Genomic DNA, 17,707 nt, shown 5'->3' with positions numbered 1-17,707 from the left:
AGGGAAACCGGGTTGCGCTTCCCACGTCTAAAACTGTACAAGGAAATATGATGCTGATGGAATTACTGCAACGGGCAGAAGAATTTGAAAACAGGAAGTGGTCTGGCGCCAGTACGAGCGACCGGGTGCAGGCTTCCCGTGATTTAAAAGAGCTCATCCTGGAGATTAACGAGGTCTACAAGAAGTCAATGGATCAGCACCTCATGGAGGTAATGAAACGTTTGACGGGAATTAAACGCAAAGTTGAAAAGCGCCTGTCCAAGCGCCTGGATGTGTAATCCCGATGGGATTAAGATTGCTATGAAAGAAAAAACCGCCCAATGGGCGGTTTTTTTGTATGCACTGCTTTTAGCGAAGTCCTTAGGGAAGTACCACGGTGTCGATCACGTGGATTACCCCGTTGGAGGCTTTCACATCAGCCATGCTAACCTGGCTGGTCTGCCCGTTGGCATCGGTCAGGACCACGACCCCGTCCCGAAGGCTAAGGGTGAGGGAAGCGCCATTGACGGTTTTTACCTCAAAGGCATTGTTATTTGCCTGGATGGCCTTAACCACGTCGGCGGCCATGAACTTTCCGGCCACCACGTGATAGGTCAGGATGCCGGCCAGGTCGCCTTTGTTTTCCGGTTTCAGCAGGGATTCCACGGTACCTTCAGGAAGCTTGTTGAAGGCATCGTTGGTGGGGGCAAACACCGTAAAGGGGCCTGCACCCTGAAGGGTACCTACCAGGTCCGCAGCGCCCACGGCAGCTACCAGGGTGGAAAATACTTCGTTACTGCTGGCCACACCCACAATGTCGGGGGCAGTTGACGCGGCAGCGGTGCCGTTCTGGGCTGTCAGGGTTCCGAAGCCCATTACCAGTACAAGGGCAAGGGTAATCTTTAACATTTTCATGTGTTCAGGTTTAAAGGTTATGTGGTAAAGGTAAGGGGTCGGTTGTTTCGTGACTCTTAATTAATGTTTAAATAAAATGAAATAAAGTTAAACATTTCACAAGTGTCCACCCTGCGTGCTCCCGCCATGCCAAACCGTACACCATGTGGGGGACGTTCCTGTAAGTTTCCAACGGGAAACCTCCCGGGCCTTTTTCAATCCAACGGAAAAGCGTACCTTTAATACGTACTGCCTGCCTGAACTTCCGGCAGAAAAAAACTAAACAAATACCGATATGAATACAGATTCCAGGGCCTACGGGACCCCCTCAGCAGATGCCCCTTTAGAAGAAATGCAAATCCAGCGCAGGGCACCCGGGCCGGGGGATGTGCATATAGAAATCACATATTGCGGGGTGTGTCATAGCGACATCCACACCGCGCGCAACGAGTGGTTGAATTCCGTGTATCCGGTAATCCCCGGCCATGAAATCATCGGCAGGGTAGTGGGGGTGGGATCCAAAGTGAAGGCCTTCAAAACCGGCGACCTGGTGGGGGTCGGTTGCATGGTCGATTCCTGCATGGAGTGCGACCCCTGCACCGACCACCTGGAACAATTTTGCACGCATGGGTGCACCTGGACGTACAATAGCCCCGATCTGCATATGGGAGGACGCACATACGGCGGATACTCCACCCATATTGTGGTCCGGGAAGAATTTGTGCTTAAAATCCCCGAAAACCTGGATGAGAAGGCTACGGCCCCCCTGCTTTGTGCGGGGATCACCACCTGGTCACCCCTGCGCCACTGGAAGGTGGGCAAAGGCGATCGGGTAGGGGTTGTGGGCCTTGGCGGGCTGGGCCATATGGGCATAAAATTTGCCAGGGCCCTCGGCGCCCATGTAGTGGTGATTACCCGTTCCCCGGAAAAGGGAAGGGACGCCGAAGAACTGGGGGCCCATGAGGTTCTGTTATCCACTGACCCGGAGGCGATGAAGGCCTTCGTGAATTCCCTTGACTTTATCCTGAACACCATCCCCGTCGGGCATGAAATGGATCCGTATATCAGTTTGCTGAAAATCGATGCGACCATGGTGCTGGTCGGGGCTGTGGAACCGCTGAAACCCTTTCACGGGGGCGGGATCATCATGGGGAGAAAACGAATTGCGGGTTCCCTGATCGGTGGAATCCGGGAAACCCAGGAAATGCTGGACTTCTGCGGGCAGCACAATATAGTATCCGACATCGAGCTGATCAGGATGCAGGAAATCAACGAGGCCTATGACCGTGTAGTGCGTTCCGATGTGAAATACCGTTTCGTCATCGACATGCAATCCCTGAAAGAATAAATCCAGTCATAATTGTAACGAAACCTGTTTCGCATTGTCGGGGAATACCCTAATATTGTCGCATGCAGAACCGGTCTGAATTTCCCCTGATCATAGGGGCTTTCTTCGCCATCTATGTGATTTGGGGGTCCACCTACCTGCTCAACAAGGTTGCCGTTGGCCAGTTGCCGCCTTTCATGCTGGCAGGGGTGCGCTTTGTGGTGGCCGGACTCCTGATTTTTGGCATTGCCCTTTTGATGGGCAAAACCTTGAAAGTTACCCGTAAACAATTCCTGAATTCCCTTTTTGCCGGGTTTCTCTTCCTAAGTTTCGGCAATGGGGTGGTGGTGTGGGCCCTGAAATTTGTTGACAGTAATTTCGCTGCCCTGGAAACAGCTGCGCAACCCCTGGTGATCTTGTTGATGATGTGGGTGCTCCAGGGGAAAAAGATCAAGCCCATGTCTTTGGTGGGTATCCTGTTGGGCATGGTTGGGATGTACCTGCTGATCAACCAGAATACCGTCATGCAACAGGAAAATGGGCTTTCCGGGGTGTTGATGATTTTTGCCGCCATGCTGGCCTGGGGCTACGGAAGCCTTTTTGTGGGCAAGGCCGACCTTCCCCCGAATTATTTTGTGAATACCGGGTACCAGATGCTCACCGGGGGGATTATCCTCGGGATCATGAGCCTGGCTTTTGGGGAACCCTGGGTTCCGTTGGCCGAGTGGACCGGGCCCACCCTGTGGTCCATGGTTTTGCTGATCCTTTTCGGAAGCATCGTGGCCTTTACCTCCTTCAATTATCTGTTGAAGAAGGTTTCTCCGGAAAAGGTTGCGACCAATACGTATGTAAACCCCATAGTGGCCATGTTCCTGGGGTGGTATTTTCTCAAAGAACCTATTACCCTGCAATCGATCGCTGCGGCTGCAATCCTGCTTACCGGGGTGTACTTCATCAATACCGGGAAAAAATTGGTAGCCCTGCGGCGGTTCAGGAGGTAGGCATGCGAAAAAGAAATCGGGACGCCTGCCCGGAACAATTCCAGGTGGGGAGAAGGGACGGTTGTATCACTATTTAAAATCGTATTTTTGCTATTCCCTGGAACTTGATTACAGATGAATAAACTACTCGTTTTGGCAATGGCATCGTGCTTCGTCGCCTCCTCCCTGAAAGGGCAGGGCACATACGACCAGTTGCGCGAAAAGATGGTGGAGGAACAGCTCGAGTCCAGGGACATTGAGCAGGAAAGCCTTCTAGAGGCCATGCGAAAGGTCCCCCGTCACCTGTTCATACCCGAAGAGTACCTGCCCTGGGCCTATACGGATCGGGCCCTGCCGATTGCCGATGGGCAGACCATCACCCAACCCTATGTGGTCGCCTATATGACACAGGTGCTGCAAGTGGGCCCGGAAGACAAAGTGCTGGAAATCGGTACCGGGTCGGGCTACCAGGCTGCGATTTTGGGCGAGCTGGCCCGGGAGGTATACACCATCGAAATCGTTGAGTCCCTGGGGCTGGAGGCCCGTAAACGACTCAGCAATATGGGGTATGAAAACATTGAGGTTATCATTGGGGACGGATACAATGGCCTGCCCGCTCAAGCCCCTTTTGATGCCATCATGGTCACGGCAGGGGCCGAGGAACTTCCCCAGCCGCTGATCGACCAACTGGCCGATGGCGGCAGGATGATCATCCCGGTTGGGCCGCACGGGGGGGTCCGACAGCTTACCCTGGTCACCCGGAAAAACGGTGAATTGAAATCTGAAAAGCTCATGGCGGTGCGTTTCGTGCCCTTCATACGCCAGTAACCCCGGGCACTCTCCTGCCTTGCTTTGTGTTCACTTCTGTACCGCCCCGGCGTCCCAGAAAATCCCTGTTTCCTTCTTTCAGCCCATTTATTGCCCGTACCTTTGCGGCTTAAAGGATTGTTTAACCAAAATGTAGTTATGAGTAAAGTAAAGGAAAACGACACCGTCCGCGTACATTATACCGGCAAATTGGCCACCGGGGAAGTATTCGACAGTTCCCTGGAACGGGAGCCCCTGGAGGTACAACTGGGCCAGGGCCTGCTGATTCCCGGTTTCGAAAAGGGACTGATCGATATGCAGGTCGCTGAGAAAAAGACCATCACCATCCCCATGGCAGAAGCCTATGGCGAAGTCCGCAAGGAATTGTTCCAGGAAGTGAGCCGGGCCGAACTGCCCGATACCATTAAGCCCGAAGTGGGCATGGGGCTTGTCGCCCGGGGCGAGGATGGTTCCGAGCAGCAATTGCGCATTTCAGAAGTAAAAGACGAAAGCATCGTGGTAGACGCCAACCACCCGCTGGCCGGGAAGGACCTGATTTTTGAACTCGAGTTGGTAGCGATCCAATAACCTCGGGACCTGACTTCAAAAGACCGCCCTGAATTGCTTTTCGGGCGGTTTTTTTCTGCCCTGGAGGCAGCCCAAAAGGCCGCCAGGGTATTTTATCCCCTTTTGCAAAAAGCAGTCCTTCCAGGGGGGCCTTGGGACCCGATGTATCGAAAATCGGGGCCAACGGCTGCATATGCAGATATTCTTGTATTTTTAAGGGCACCCCGGGGAGGCGTGAATAAAAAATCCCCAAAGATGCATGAATCAAAAGCTACAAGATGACCAGACTACCCGCATTGAAACTTATTTGGGCAGCGATGCTAACGGCTGTCCTTTTCGCATCCTGCAAGGAAAAGGAAGCCAAACCGGAACCCGAATCCACCCCGGAAAAGGAAGGAGCGGTATCTTCCCTGCCCCTTGAACGCCTGAACCTGCCCGATGGATTTGAAATAACCATCTATGCCGAAGGATTGCCCGATGCGCGTTCCATGGCGATGGGGGATGGGGGTACCCTGTTTGTGGGTACCCGGAGGGCCAACAAAGTCTATGCGGTCCGGGACCTGGATGGGGACTACCGGGCCGACCGGACCTATGTGCTCGATACCACCCTTTCCGTCCCCAACGGCATCGCCTTCAGGGATGGGGCCCTCTATGTTGCGGAAGTGAATCGGCTACTCCGGTACCCGGGCATTGAACAACGCCTGTCGGACCCCCCTGAACCCGAGGTGGTCTACGACGACTATCCCACCGAGTTCCACCACGGATGGAAATATATTGCCTTTGGCCCCGATGGCAAATTATATGTCCCGGTTGGGGCCCCTTGCAATATTTGCGACTCTGCCACCGTGGATCCCCGCTACGCCTCGATTACCCGGATGGACCCGGACGGGACGAACCGGGAAATATACGCCCACGGGGTACGAAATACCGTGGGCTTTACCTGGCACCCGCAAACAGGGGAGCTCTGGTTTACCGATAACGGCCGGGACCGGATGGGCGATGACGTCCCGCCCTGCGAATTGAACCGGGTTAGCGAACCCGGGCAGCATTTCGGGTATCCGTTTTGCCATGGTGGCACCATCCCCGACCCGGAATTCGGGGATCAGCACCCGTGCTCGGATTTTGTGCCCCCTGTTCAACCCCTGGGGGCCCATGTGGCCCCGCTGGGGGTAAAATTCTATACCGGGCAGCAGTTTCCCGAAGCTTACCGGGGCCATGCCCTCATTGCCGAGCACGGGTCCTGGAATCGTTCCTCCAAAGTGGGCTACCGGATTACCCTGGTGAGGCTGGAAGGAAACCAGGCCGTGGGTTATGAACCCTTCATCGACGGTTGGCTCGATGAAGCCACCCAGGAAGCCTTCGGGCGCCCGGTGGACCTCCTTCAGCTTTCAGACGGTTCCCTGCTGATCTCCGACGATTTTGCGGGGGTCATATACCGCGTGGCTTACAAGGGGGAGTAGCTTTCCTTTTCGGAAGTTAAAGAGAGGGGGAGGGGTGTGCCCCGGGTAAAAACATGGGTAAATGTCATAAAATAGGAGGGAAGCCATCCTTACCTTGAGACCACATGCGAATAGAATCTGCTAACCCTAAACATCACCTTCCATGAAAGTCTATGACGATAAGCATATCAAGAACATCGTATTTGTCGGGGCGCATAACAGTGGCAAGACCACGTTGGCCGAAACCATGCTTTTTGAAGCCGGGCTCATAAACCGGCGCGGTACGGTGGAAAATAAAAATACCGTTGCCGATTACCACGAAATTGAACAGGAACGCGGAAATTCGGTATTTGCCACCCCACTGCATACCGAATGGCGGAATTATAAAATCAACATTATCGATACCCCCGGCCTTGACGACTTTATAGGGGAGATCTTCTCTTCCATACGGGTGGCAGATACCGTGGTGACGGTTTTAAATGCGCAGCAGGGCGTGGAGATCGGCACGGAAATTATCTGGAATTATATCGACCGGTATAACAAACCCACACTTTTCGTGGTAAACCAGATCGACCACATGAATGCTGATTTTGAGAAAAGCTTCCGCGACATCAAGGGGTTGGTTGGGAACAATGCGATTAAAATACAATACCCCCTGGTGATCGACGGGGCGCAATGCATTGTGGATGTGCTGAAGATGAAGCTTTACAAATTCGGGCCTGAAGGGGGGAAACCTGAAAAACTTCCCATCCCGGATGACCAGAAAGCCCTTGCGGACGAGTTGCACAACGAACTGGTGGAAAAGGCAGCTGAAAACGACGAGGAACTACTGGAATTGTTTTTTGAAAAAGGGACCCTCACGGAGGATGAGATGCGCCGCGGCATTAAGGCCGGCATGCTTCACCATGAGCTCTTTCCCGTATTCTGCGTCTCGGCCCTTCAGGATATGGGCAGCGGCAGGCTGATGGGGTTTATCGACAATGTGGCCCCGGCAGCGGCCGATTTAAAACCGGAGCAGAGTGTGGAAGGAGAAGAGGTTTTGCCCAAAAGCGACGCCCCGACCACCCTGTTTGTTTTCAAGACGGTGCATATGCCCAGTGTGGGTAAAATAACCTTTTTCAAGGTTAAATCGGGAAGCCTCAAGGCCAACGATAAACTCGTGAATTCGCGCAATGGGGAGGTGGAGACCCTGAACCAGCTCTTTATCATGGACGGCAAACAGCGCAGCCCCGTAAACCAGCTGGCCGTGGGGGATATCGGTGCCACCCTAAAGCTAAAATTCACGGAAACCAACGATACCCTCCACCATGAGGACCATAAGGTTACCATTAAGCCGATTGCCTATCCGCAACCCAGGATCAAAAAGGCCGTCTCGCCCGTAAAGCAGAGTGAAGATGAGAAGTTGAGCGAAGCCCTCAGGAAAATCCACAGCCAGGACCCCACCGTTGTGGTGGAGTATTCCACGGAATTAAAGCAACAATTGTTGGGGTGCCAGGGGGAACTGCACCTCTCTACCATTGAATGGGCCCTGGAACACCTTTTCGGGGTAAAAGCCCACTTTGAATCCCCCAAGATCCCGTATCGGGAAACCATAAGGCGTTCTTCTGCAGCGAGTTATCGCCACAAAAAGCAATCCGGAGGGGCAGGGCAGTTTGCAGAAGTCCACCTGAAAATTGAACCCTGGCAGGAGGGGATGCCGGAACCCGACGGGTTCAATATTCGGGGAAAAGAGGAAGTGAACCTTCCGTGGGGGGGCAAACTGGTGTTTTACAACTGTATTGTAGGCGGGGTGATTGACCTCCGTTTTTTGCCTTCCATCAAAAAGGGTGTCCTGGAAGTAATGGAATCCGGGCCCCTGACCGGGTCATACATCAGGGATGTACGGGTTATGGTGTACGATGGCAAGATGCACACCGTGGATTCGAATGATATTTCCTTCAAAATAGCCGGGGCCCACGCGTTTAAGGCGGCCTTCATGAATGCCGGGCCAAAGCTCCTGGAACCCATACATGAGCTGACCGTAAAGGTCCCGGAAGACATGGTGGGCAATGTCATGACCGACCTGCAATCGCGCCGTTCCCTGATCCTGGGGATCGACAGTACCGACAATTACCAAATTTTGAAATCCGCCACCCCGGAAGCCGAGCTCTACGGGTACTCAACCAACCTGCGGTCATTGACCCAGGGGAAGGCCACCTTCAAATCGGCGTTTTCATCCTATGAACCAGTCCCGGAAAACATCCAGCAAACGCTGGTAAAGGAAATGGAGGCGGTGTGAGGGATTTTATGTAGAACACTTCGTATTACGCGCATCGATGTGGTTGAATCATACTTTAGCCACACCGCGCTGAACATAAAATCGGGGCCGTTATATCCCTGCCGGGATAAAACTGATTTTATGTTCAATACTGCGTATTACGCGCATCGATGTGGTTGAATCATACTTTAGCCGCAACGCGCTGAACATAAAATCGTAGCCGTTATATCCCTGCCGGGTTACAACTGATTTTATGTTCAATACTTCGTATTACGCGCATCGATGTGGTTGAATCATACCTTAGCCGCAACGCGCTGAACATAAAATCGTAGCCGTTATATCCCTGCCGGGATACAACTGATTTTATGTTCAATACTTCGCATTACGCGCGGTGCTATAAATGGATCCCAATTGAGCCACACCGCGCTGAACATAAAATCGTAGCCGTTATATCCCTGCCGGGATACAACTGATTTTATGTTCAATACTGCGTATTACGCGCGGTGTTATAAATGAATCATAATTGAGCCACACCGCGCTCAACATAAAATCGGAACCGTTATATCCCTGCCGGGATACAACTGATTTTATGTTCAATACTGCGTATTACGCGCGGTGCTATAAATGAATCATAATTGAGCCACACCGCGCTGAACATAAAATCGGGGCCGTTATATCCCTGCCGGGATAAAACTGATTTTATGTTCAATACTGCGTATTACGCGCGGTGTTATAAATGAATCATAATTTATATTATGTTCAATAGAAAAATACCGGCACCGTCCTGACTTCTATCCCTACTCCTGATTCGGGATTATGGTGCCTTCATATCGAATGCTGTTTCGCTGGGTGCTGTTTACGGTGAGCAAGGCCCGATATCCTTTGAAGATCTTCAGGTTGCACTGGAGCCGTTCCGATTTATTGGGCAGGGTAAAATTCATGTCGTACCGGCTCTGGCTTTCGTTCTTTACGACCTCAAGGTCTTCTGCGGGTCCTCGATACGTAATGCCTTCGGCGCCGCCGTAAGTCTGAATCACCTGGCGTTCCCCCCAAAACGGAAGCTGTACCTCTACGGAATCGCCCTTCATCCTGAAATAATTGGCGTTACCTTCCAGGTTGATCCGGCTGGGACTGCTACCCGGCGGGAGCAGTCCGGCATTGGCCATTTGGTTCAGGCTATTGTCGGGTGTGGGTTCCGCCCAGCGCGCTTCCATCGAAAAATTCCGGTCCTCCACCAGCTTGTCCAGTTCTGCCCATTCTGATGCAGTTAGGGGTGTAACCGTTGACTTGCAACTGGTCAGGAAACTGATCCCTAAGATCAGGACCCCGACAGGGAAAAATCGGGATATGTTAAGGTGCGGCATGGTGACTTCTTTTTTCAAATTTAGCCAAAATCCAAGTGGGTACCACCCTGCTCTCTACAAAATCACCTCCATAGGTTTCGGGTATCCCCAGGCAGTCCCGGGCAAGGCCCTCTTTTTCTTAAAGCCATCTTAATCCCTATCGGCCATAATAAATATTGTCTATCTTCGAATAAACTGTTTTTTTGCCTCCAAGGTCCTTCCTGCCGGTACTACTCCTGTCCCTTTGCCTGCCCCTGAACCTTTGGGCCCAGCAGTATTTGGACGTATTGCATGTTACTTATGGCATTAGCCCCGGAACCGGTTATGACCAGGAATTCGGAACCAACGCCACAACCACGGTGCATCATACAGACCTCACCCTGACCCTGCCCCTGCCCATTTCCCCGAAAACTACCTTTATAACCGGCCTTATAGGATTTGGCAACCGACTGCAGCTCGATCCGCAAATCCCGGGAACTATCAACCTTTATTCGGCCACCCTCCCCTTTGGCCTCCGGTTCGATTACGGCAACAAATGGTTTGGCACCCATATGCTCATGCCCCGGCGGTCAACCGCCTTTAACAATTCCAGGGCCGGTTTTCAGGTGGCCACTGCCCATCTCTTCCAGCGCCAGAAAGATCAGAACACCTCCTTCACCCTTGGTTTCTATCTCAGCCAGGAGTCTTACGGGGCCATGCTGGTTCCCCTTTTTGGATTGTATTATAAGGACCCCTCAGAGCGGCTTGAGCTGCAGATGTTGCTGCCCGCCCGGGGCGATATCAATTACAGTTTCTCGGGGAATTTCCGAATGGGGGTGGTTTTTGACGGCCTGGGATCTACCCACGACCTGCAGACCGGGGATTATGGCGATGCCTATGTTCAGCGCATTTCGAATGATTTACAGGGATATGCCCAGGTAAACCTCTCAAAAACCCTGCTTCTTTCCCTGCGATCGGGGTATGCCTTTTTCAGGTCTTTCCGGGTCTATGATGCAGAGGACAAAGCAGGGCTTTCCCTTGCGGGATTTTTTTTCGATGATCCCCGTAATGCTTTGAATACCAGTGTAGAAGGTGGTTTTCTGTTCAGCTTTCGGCTCACCTACAGAGTCATGCTCTAAGGCATTTTTAAACACCTGTGAAATCCAGGAATCCTTTTGCCTTGTCGCCAAATTCGGTCAGGCGCGACTTCCTGCCCGACAGGCCAGCCTTTCCATCAGCAGGCCGCCTCTCCCCCTTCGCTTTTCGGATGCGGATACTGGTCCTGCTGCATGTCCGGATCGCGGTCGAGACAAATAAAATCCTTTTCCACGAGGAGTTCCAGATGCGTGCCGTCTTCCAGGATTTGGGCGGCCTCAAAGCCAACCTCATCAGAAGCTGGCCACGCCAGCCCCCAGGCTTCCGGGAGGGTTATGGTAATTGTTCCGTGGGCGAATGAGGCCGACATCCCCTTGGCCGCAGGATCGAGCCTAAGAGCGTAGTGCAGGCTGCCTTCCGGGAACCGGCTATGGCAAACCACTGCCCCTTCCCGGGACAACTTCTCAACCTCCGATTTGCGAAGCCTGTAACGCACGGCATTTTCTTCTATCCTGATTTTCATGAGGTAATGACTTATTGGTAAAGGTACGATTTATGGCTGATCCGATCCAATGGCTTTCCACGGAATTGGACTACCTTTGGCCCGTGCAGGAAAAGGCCCAATCCAATCTCGAATTTATCGCCTTAATGGCCGCCCTGATGTCTGCTGTGGCCCTTGCCCTGGACGCCCTGTTGCCGGCCCTGGACCTGATTGGCATCGCGGTCGGCAACCAGGACCCGGCCAAAAACCAATGGCTGGTTACCCTCTTTTTCCTGGGGATTGGAACGGGACCCCTGCTCTTTGGGCCGGTTTCGGACAGTGTGGGGCGAAAACCGATTGTATATATCGGCTTTGCCCTGTTTATTGCCGCCTCCTTTTTATGCGTGGACGCCCGTAGCCTGGACCTGATGTTGTTGGGCCGTTTTTTACAGGGGGTGGCCCTGTCGGCACCGCGCACCATCAGTATTGCCATGATCCGCGACAAATTCAGCGGGGATTACATGGCGAGAATCATGTCCTTTGTTACGGTGGTCTTTATCCTGGTACCGGTGGTTGCCCCTGCCCTGGGCAAATTCATCCTCGATTTCCATGGGTGGAAGGCGATATTCTATTTCCAGGCCGGCTTTGGGGTGCTTATTGCGATATGGTTCTGGAAACGACAACCGGAAACCCTCCTCCCCCGCAACCGGGTTACCTTCAGGGCATCCAAGATCGTATACGGATTCCGGGAGGTCCTTCAGTACAGGAAGACCATCCTGTATACCCTGGTTTGGGGGATGGTGACGGGGTCGTTCCTAGTCTACCTAAGCTCGTCCCAGCAGATTTTCGAAAACCAGTACGGCCTTTCAGAGCTATTCCCCTATTTCTTTGCCGCGCTGGCCATAACCATTGGCGGGGCCACTTTTATGAATGGCTCCCTGGTCGTCCGGTTCGGCATGGGCCGGATGATCTCCGCTTCCCTGCTGGCCTTTACCCTTACCGCCCTGGTCTATGTAGGGCTCTTCGCAGGAAAGCCGAATCCTTCCATAGGGATATTGATGCTGTTCCTATGCCTGCAATTCTTCGCCATTGGTTTCCTTTTCGGGAACCTACGGGCCATGGCCATGGAACCCCTGGGCCATATTGCCGGGTTGGGCGCCGCGATTACGGGTTTCCTCGCTTCCCTCCTTTCCGTGGGGATTGGCTCCTGGATCGGCAGCCTGATCGGGGAAACCGTACTTCCATTATTCGTCGGTTTCCTGGTCTGCGGGATCCTTTCGATGGGACTGCTCCTTATTGGGCGACCGGGAGCCTTTCGCTTTAAAACTACTCAGACTTAAGAAGCCCCTGCCCCTCTATCCAGGGTGCTCCGGCATCTTTCAGGCCCTTTTCAAGGGCGGGGAATCTGGCTTCCAGCGCCCTGAGTTCCCCTTTTATCGCCTCAAGCTGACCCTGGGCCACCTGGAGGGCCTTCCGGTGGGTTGGCGTGGGCCCATACGTGGAACTGGAAAGGGCCACCATCCCAACAAATGCACCGTTCTCAGGGTTCGGGGCGTTGCGCTCCCCTATTTCCGCCTTGGCCTTATTTCCATTCAGGCGGCTATCCAGGGCCTGAAGCTGTTGCTGCAGGTCATAAAGCTCTTTGTAAAGGTCCGGGGAAACCCGTGAAGCCCGTTCCAGGGCCCGCTGCATGGCTCCGGTTTTTTTCTGGCTGGTTTCCAAAACATTTTGGGTCGCATGCAGGTCCTGTATAAAGGATTCATAGGTTGAGCGGAAAGAGGCAATTTCCTGATAGGAAGCCCTTTTGAGTGCCCCCTCGGCAAGGGGTGCCACCTCGAAAGATTCCGGTCCGGCAAGGACGGTTTCGACCCCGTTTTCCCATTTAGACAGGGATACCGAATAGGTGCCCGGGGTGGCCATGATGCGGAACCCAAAGTCATTCCCGGATGCTCCCCCGGGCGGCTCCAGGCTGACCCCGGTGCGATCGGCAACGTCCAGGGGCCATGATACCCGGTTGAACCCTTTTTTCTTTGTTCCTTCCACTACCCTTACCAGGTTCCCGGAGGCGTCCTTAACTGTCAGCAAGATCCTCGGGCCTTTCTCCAGGCTTTCCTTTTCGAGGGCTTCCCAGCCCGGAAACACCTTGTTGGTCACCTTCTTTTCCCGTTGCTGCCGCTCTTCCTTCAAACTTGGGTAGTCCTGGGTCAGGTAATAGGTAAAAACGGCGCCAAAAGGCGGATTTTCCCCTGCGTATTCCGAATGGCCCTGTCCGTAGGTTTCTTCCTGTTGTACATACCAGTAGGCCTTTTTGACCGGGAACAGGGTCGCTTCTGCACGGGCTGTTTCCTCGCTGAAACTCCGCAATGGGGACAGGTCGTCCAACACATAAAAGCCGCGTCCGAAACTGGCGACCACCAGGTCATCTTCCCGCCTTTGGATGGTCAGGTCCCGCATGGCAATGGTGGGTAGCCCCCCTTTAAGTTGGATCCAGCGATTCCCCCCGTCCCGGGTGAAGTAAACCCCGAATTCGGATGCCAGAAACAATAGCTTCGGGTCCTTGTGATCCTGTACCAGCCGCCAGGTGAGCAGCCGGCCCGGTAGGTTTCCATTGATCAGGGTCCAACTGCGCCCCCTGTCAGTGCTTTTGATCAGATAGGGTTTATAGTCCCCGTTTTTGTGATTATCCAGGGCGGCGTATACGGTCCCTTCCTCAAAAAGGTCGGCCCGGATGTCATTGACAAAAGCTGTGGCCGGCACCCCTTTGATGGAGCCCAGTTCAACCTTCCGCCAGGTACCGCCCCCGTCTTCGCTTACCTGGATGATCCCATCGTCGGTGCCGGCGTAGAGCAGGCCTTCCCTTAATGGGGATTCGGAAAGGGAAGTGATGGTGTTGTAGTTAGACATGGCATTTACATCCCAGGGGTTGTCCCAGCTCTGCGTACCCCCCATGATCGGAAGGGCCAGGCGTTCCTGGTTTTTGGTCAGGTCCCCGGAAACAGGGGTCCAGGAATCGCCGCGGTCCTCCGACCGCCATACCCGCTGGGAGGCAAAATACAACCGGCTGGGCTTGTGGGGACTAACCAGTATCGGGGCATCCCAGTTAAAACGCTCGTAAGGCTCCCCGGGTCCGGGTTGGGGCTGAATGAATACGATTTCCCTGGTGGTTTGGTCGATCCGCCACAACCAGCCCTGCTGGAATTCCCCGTAGGTGATATCGGGGTTCCCCGGCTCGGTGGCCGACTGATGGCCATCGGCCCCAAGGGTTACCCACCAGTCGGAATTGAAGATCCCCCCGCTGTTCCTGGTCCTGGAAGGCCCTCCATGGGAGCCGTTATCCTGCGTGCCCCCGTAGATATGGTAAAAGGGTTCTGCATCATCCACGGCAACCTTATAATACTGGGCAAGGGGCAGGTTCCGCACAAAGCGCCAGGTTTTCGTGTGGTCGAAACTCTCATAAAGCCCCCCATCGGTTCCGAAGATCACATAATCCGGATCGGAAGGCCTGAAGGCCATCGCATGGGAATCCACGTGCTTTTTATCTTCATTCATCGACCGGAAGGTCCGGCCGTGGTCGTCTGAGATCTGTACAATGTAGTTCATCAGGTACAGCCTGCCTTCCACATGGGGCGAAGCGTAAAGTTCCTGGTAATAATGCGGCCCGGTACCCCCGGAAACCGCATCGGACTGTTTTGTCCATGAAACCCCGCCGTCTTCCGACATAAAGACCCCGCCCTTGAGTCGGTCGAGCTCTATGGCGGCATACACCTGGTCGGGATTGAAGGGATTCATGGCCAGGCCGATTTTCCCCAGGTTGGACCCGGGGATCCCCCGGGTCAGTTTCTGCCAGGTCTCCCCCCCATCGGTGCTTTTATGGATGCCGGAATTCGGGCCACCCCCCATATAGGCCGCCACGGTGCGGTGCCTTTCCCAGGAAGCCGCATAGAGCACGTCCGGATCCCGGGGATCCTGCAGGAGGTCAGTGGCACCCATCCAGGCGTCATCCCCAAGGGTCCTTTTCCAGGTGGTGCCCCCGTCCGTCGTTTTATAGACCCCCCGTTGCCCTCCGCGGCTCCAGAGCGGGCCCTGGGCCGCCACCCATAGGATGTCGGGGTTATCGGGGTGGATGATGATTTTAGAGATATGCTCGCTTTCCTTCAGACCCTTGTTCGTCCAGGTTGCGCCCCCATCCCGGCTTACATAGATGCCGTCCCCAAAACCCACATGACGGCCGCCGACGTTTTCGCCTGTCCCCACCCATACAGTACTCGGGGCAGATGGGTCGAGGGTCACGCATCCTACGGAGTAGGATCCCTGCTGGTCAAAAACAGGGGTCCACGTAGTCCCCGCATTTTCGGTTTTCCAAACCCCGCCGGAACCCACGGCCACATACCATAGGCTTTCATCCCCGGGATGGATGGCGATGTCGGCGATCCGACCCGAAGTAAAGGCCGGCCCCAGGCTTCGGAATTCCAGTCCGCTGAAAATCGAATCGGTCCATTGGGATTGCAGGGTGAAAGCCCCCGAAATGCAAACGAAAATAAGGAGGAAAGGGCGCAGGATGTTCATTTAGGTGATCTTTAAATTAATGAAGTCTGAAGATAGTAATTCCGGGTGAAAAATTGTGGGATAAAAAAAACGGCAAAACCCCTGGGATAAATGGCAAAAACTTTTTTGGATTCCAGATTGCCGGCGATTCTTATCTTTGCGCACATATCTTTCTGTCCCATGTGGATTTGGATCATCTTCATCGCTTGCATAGTGCTATTCCTCGCCCTTGACCTGGGCGTTTTTAACAAGCATGACCACGTCATAAAATCTAAAGAAGCCGCGACCTGGACCGCGGTTTGGGTAACCCTTGCCCTTAGTTTCAGCGGGATAATCTACTGGCTGTTTTCCGGGGGGTTGATCGAAAACCCCACCGGGCTTACCCCGGGAACAGCAGTGATGAAATACATTACCGGCTATTTGATTGAACTTTCCCTTAGCATAGACAATGTCTTTGTGATCGCAGTCATTTTTTCGGCTTTTTCCATTCCCCCGATTTACCAGCACAGGGTGCTTTTCTGGGGAATTTTAGGGGCGGTTGTTTTCCGTGCCCTGATGATTATGTTCGGGGTGGCGCTGATCAACAGGATCGACGAGATCATTTATGTTTTTGGGGTGTTTTTGCTCTACACGGCATACAAAATGCTCAAATCCGACAACATAGAATTCAACCCGAAGAAATCATGGGTCTTCCGGAACCTGATGAAGGTATTCCCTATGACCACGGAGATGGAAGGAAACCGGTTTTTTGTGAAGCGACTGGGGATTACCATGGCGACCCCGCTGTTTATGGCCCTGATTATCATTGAGCTGACCGACATCCTTTTTGCCCTCGACAGCATTCCTGCCATCCTGGCCATCACGGCCGATCCGTTTATTGTGTTCAGTTCAAACATCCTGGCCATTCTTGGGTTGCGGTCGATGTTTTTCCTGATCTCCCGAATGCTCACCAAATTCAGGTTTATCAATTACAGCCTGGTGGTCATCCTGGCCTTCGTAGGGGTTAAAATGCTGCTCGGCCATCATGTCGATGTGCCGGAATGGCTGTCCCTTTCGGTAATTGTGGTGTCCCTGGCCGGGGGTATCCTGGCGTCGGTTTATATCCCTGAATCCCCCGGGGCGAAGCACCCCGGACCGCCCGACGATCAGGAACCCGCGTAGGCGTGTACCCGGGCCTCCAGTTCCCGGAATTCCATGTTCAGCGCGGCCAATTCCTCTTTCAACCCCACGGGGGTGCCCTTCTTCCTGCTGAGTTGCTCCGAAACCCCGTGCAGTTTTATTTCAAGGGATTTCATTTGTTCCAGCAGGTTTTCCCGCCGGAGGAAATGGTCCAGTGTCTGGGGTTCGAAGTCATAACGTCCCAAAAAAGCCCTCAGGTGGCATTCCAACTTTCGAATGCGTGCAAGTTGCTCCCTGCAGGGCAAGTCGGATGCGTATCTGGATTTAGGGCTTGCAAGGGTCATTAGCTGACGTTGGGTGTTTAGGAAAACCTCGTACTTTCCTTTCTTAGAAGGTAATACTTTTTTTACACCCGGGAAAGGGATAACCCCCGAAGGCTCAAGAAATAACATTTAATTAACTCGTATTGTGTACGGACTCCTGATTTAAGTCATAATTCAAGCGCAGACAAATTTGGAAATTGGGCTTAGAGAATGTAATTTCCCTTAAAACCCTTATACATGGATATCAATTTTGAATATGACGCGGTAAAAGCCAGTGACCGACTGGAAATCATGGCGGCCCAGAAGCTCCAGAAACTTTTGGATAAGTACGATTTTATAGTCCGTTCCGATGTGTTTTTCAAAAAGGAGAATACGGCCACCCCGGATACCGGTATGATATGCAATATCCGCCTGAGCCTTCCAGGCCCCAGGCTTTTTGCCGAAGCCAGCCATGGTAGTTTTGAAGCATCGATTGCAGAAGCCGTCGATGATTTGGAAAGGCAGCTTCGCAAGAGGAAGGAAAAATTGAGGAGCAGGACCTGACCTGACCTTAAGGAGAAAGGGGCCCCATG

General features: G+C 53.4%; 16 protein-coding genes. 11 read left to right on the top strand and 5 right to left on the bottom strand.

All coding sequences use genetic code 11. The features are described from left to right. Positions 1 to 56 precede the first annotated feature (56 nt). Positions 57 to 278, top strand: coding sequence for a hypothetical protein (locus NG653_RS01545; protein WP_252740142.1), 222 nt, complete (start codon positions 57 to 59; stop codon positions 276 to 278). A gap of 82 nt (positions 279 to 360) precedes the next feature. On the opposite strand, the gene NG653_RS01540 is transcribed toward NG653_RS01545, so the two are convergent. Beyond that, entirely contained in the window at positions 361 to 894 is a 534-nt protein-coding gene (locus NG653_RS01540; RefSeq protein WP_252739894.1) for a fasciclin domain-containing protein, read from the bottom strand. 274 nt (positions 895 to 1,168) lie between these two features. Here NG653_RS01540 and NG653_RS01535 point away from each other — a divergent pair, with 274 nt between their 5' ends. From NG653_RS01535 to NG653_RS01510, 6 genes are all read left to right on the top strand, one after another. Beyond that, a complete protein-coding gene (locus tag NG653_RS01535; RefSeq protein WP_252739893.1) occupies positions 1,169 to 2,221 on the top strand; it encodes an NAD(P)-dependent alcohol dehydrogenase in 1,053 nt (350 codons plus the stop codon). Positions 2,222 to 2,283: 62 nt separating this feature from the next. Then, positions 2,284 to 3,201, top strand: a complete 918-nt coding sequence (locus NG653_RS01530) for an EamA family transporter (RefSeq protein WP_252739892.1) — start codon at positions 2,284 to 2,286, stop codon at positions 3,199 to 3,201. Between the two features lie 114 nt (positions 3,202 to 3,315). Beyond that, positions 3,316 to 4,008, top strand: coding sequence for a protein-L-isoaspartate(D-aspartate) O-methyltransferase (locus NG653_RS01525; protein WP_252739891.1), 693 nt, complete (start codon positions 3,316 to 3,318; stop codon positions 4,006 to 4,008). A 138-nt stretch (positions 4,009 to 4,146) separates the two neighbouring features. After that, a complete protein-coding gene (locus NG653_RS01520) occupies positions 4,147 to 4,575 on the top strand; it encodes an FKBP-type peptidyl-prolyl cis-trans isomerase (RefSeq protein WP_252739890.1) in 429 nt (142 codons plus the stop codon). 257 nt (positions 4,576 to 4,832) lie between these two features. Beyond that, a complete protein-coding gene (locus NG653_RS01515) occupies positions 4,833 to 6,014 on the top strand; it encodes a PQQ-dependent sugar dehydrogenase (RefSeq protein WP_252739889.1) in 1,182 nt (393 codons plus the stop codon). A gap of 142 nt (positions 6,015 to 6,156) precedes the next feature. After that, positions 6,157 to 8,271, top strand: a complete 2,115-nt coding sequence (locus tag NG653_RS01510; protein ID WP_252739888.1) for an elongation factor G — start codon at positions 6,157 to 6,159, stop codon at positions 8,269 to 8,271. 776 nt (positions 8,272 to 9,047) lie between these two features. Here NG653_RS01510 and NG653_RS01505 read toward each other — a convergent pair. Continuing rightward, positions 9,048 to 9,614 (bottom strand): DUF4251 domain-containing protein, encoded by a 567-nt coding sequence (locus NG653_RS01505; protein WP_252739887.1) that lies wholly within the window; start codon positions 9,612 to 9,614, stop codon positions 9,048 to 9,050. A 182-nt stretch (positions 9,615 to 9,796) separates the two neighbouring features. Here NG653_RS01505 and NG653_RS01500 point away from each other — a divergent pair, with 182 nt between their 5' ends. Next, positions 9,797 to 10,711, top strand: a complete 915-nt coding sequence (locus tag NG653_RS01500; RefSeq protein ID WP_252739886.1) for a DUF6268 family outer membrane beta-barrel protein — start codon at positions 9,797 to 9,799, stop codon at positions 10,709 to 10,711. Between the two features lie 95 nt (positions 10,712 to 10,806). Here the strand turns inward: NG653_RS01500 and NG653_RS01495 are convergent, their stop codons facing one another. Beyond that, positions 10,807 to 11,190, bottom strand: a complete 384-nt coding sequence (locus NG653_RS01495) for a DUF7009 family protein (protein ID WP_252739885.1) — start codon at positions 11,188 to 11,190, stop codon at positions 10,807 to 10,809. A 32-nt stretch (positions 11,191 to 11,222) separates the two neighbouring features. Between NG653_RS01495 and NG653_RS01490 the strand changes: the two genes are divergently transcribed. Beyond that, entirely contained in the window at positions 11,223 to 12,488 is a 1,266-nt protein-coding gene (locus NG653_RS01490; RefSeq protein WP_252739884.1) for a multidrug effflux MFS transporter, read from the top strand. Here NG653_RS01490 and NG653_RS01485 read toward each other — a convergent pair. After that, the gene (locus NG653_RS01485; protein WP_252739883.1) at positions 12,475 to 15,714 is read right to left on the bottom strand and encodes a VPS10 domain-containing protein; all 3,240 of its coding nucleotides are present in this window, start codon (positions 15,712 to 15,714) and stop codon (positions 12,475 to 12,477) included. The two genes, NG653_RS01490 and NG653_RS01485, sit on opposite strands and share 14 nt — an antisense overlap. 159 nt (positions 15,715 to 15,873) lie before the next feature. Here NG653_RS01485 and NG653_RS01480 point away from each other — a divergent pair, with 159 nt between their 5' ends. After that, positions 15,874 to 16,854, top strand: coding sequence for a TerC family protein (locus NG653_RS01480; protein WP_252739882.1), 981 nt, complete (start codon positions 15,874 to 15,876; stop codon positions 16,852 to 16,854). Here the strand turns inward: NG653_RS01480 and NG653_RS01475 are convergent. Further along, the gene (locus NG653_RS01475; protein WP_252739881.1) at positions 16,839 to 16,988 is read right to left on the bottom strand and encodes a hypothetical protein; all 150 of its coding nucleotides are present in this window, start codon (positions 16,986 to 16,988) and stop codon (positions 16,839 to 16,841) included. The genes NG653_RS01480 and NG653_RS01475 overlap by 16 nt on opposite strands. 384 nt (positions 16,989 to 17,372) lie before the next feature. On the opposite strand from NG653_RS01475, the gene hpf reads away from it, so the two are divergent. After that, a complete protein-coding gene (gene hpf, locus NG653_RS01470) occupies positions 17,373 to 17,678 on the top strand; it encodes a ribosome hibernation-promoting factor, HPF/YfiA family (RefSeq protein WP_252739880.1) in 306 nt (101 codons plus the stop codon). Positions 17,679 to 17,707 lie beyond the last annotated feature (29 nt).

Origin of the sequence: Robiginitalea marina, assembly GCF_024006985.1 — a bacterium.
Classification (GTDB): Bacteria; Bacteroidota; Bacteroidia; order Flavobacteriales; family Flavobacteriaceae; genus Robiginitalea; species Robiginitalea marina.
Note: the sequence above shows the minus strand (reverse complement) of the source record. Positions and strands in the feature narration are given on the sequence as shown.

Coding starts and splice junctions, on each gene's coding strand:
- NG653_RS01525 (WP_252739891.1), top strand. CDS start 3,316: ATGAATAAACTACTCGTTTTGGCAATGGCATCGTGCTTCGTCGCCTCC.
- NG653_RS01540 (WP_252739894.1), bottom strand. CDS start 894: ATGAAAATGTTAAAGATTACCCTTGCCCTTGTACTGGTAATGGGCTTC.
- NG653_RS01530 (WP_252739892.1), top strand. CDS start 2,284: ATGCAGAACCGGTCTGAATTTCCCCTGATCATAGGGGCTTTCTTCGCC.
- NG653_RS01485 (WP_252739883.1), bottom strand. CDS start 15,714: ATGAACATCCTGCGCCCTTTCCTCCTTATTTTCGTTTGCATTTCGGGG.
- NG653_RS01490 (WP_252739884.1), top strand. CDS start 11,223: ATGGCTGATCCGATCCAATGGCTTTCCACGGAATTGGACTACCTTTGG.
- NG653_RS01520 (WP_252739890.1), top strand. CDS start 4,147: ATGAGTAAAGTAAAGGAAAACGACACCGTCCGCGTACATTATACCGGC.
- NG653_RS01505 (WP_252739887.1), bottom strand. CDS start 9,614: ATGCCGCACCTTAACATATCCCGATTTTTCCCTGTCGGGGTCCTGATC.
- NG653_RS01510 (WP_252739888.1), top strand. CDS start 6,157: ATGAAAGTCTATGACGATAAGCATATCAAGAACATCGTATTTGTCGGG.
- NG653_RS01475 (WP_252739881.1), bottom strand. CDS start 16,988: ATGAAATCCCTTGAAATAAAACTGCACGGGGTTTCGGAGCAACTCAGC.
- NG653_RS01515 (WP_252739889.1), top strand. CDS start 4,833: ATGACCAGACTACCCGCATTGAAACTTATTTGGGCAGCGATGCTAACG.
- NG653_RS01495 (WP_252739885.1), bottom strand. CDS start 11,190: ATGAAAATCAGGATAGAAGAAAATGCCGTGCGTTACAGGCTTCGCAAA.
- NG653_RS01480 (WP_252739882.1), top strand. CDS start 15,874: ATGTGGATTTGGATCATCTTCATCGCTTGCATAGTGCTATTCCTCGCC.
- NG653_RS01535 (WP_252739893.1), top strand. CDS start 1,169: ATGAATACAGATTCCAGGGCCTACGGGACCCCCTCAGCAGATGCCCCT.
- NG653_RS01545 (WP_252740142.1), top strand. CDS start 57: ATGGAATTACTGCAACGGGCAGAAGAATTTGAAAACAGGAAGTGGTCT.
- hpf (WP_252739880.1), top strand. CDS start 17,373: ATGGATATCAATTTTGAATATGACGCGGTAAAAGCCAGTGACCGACTG.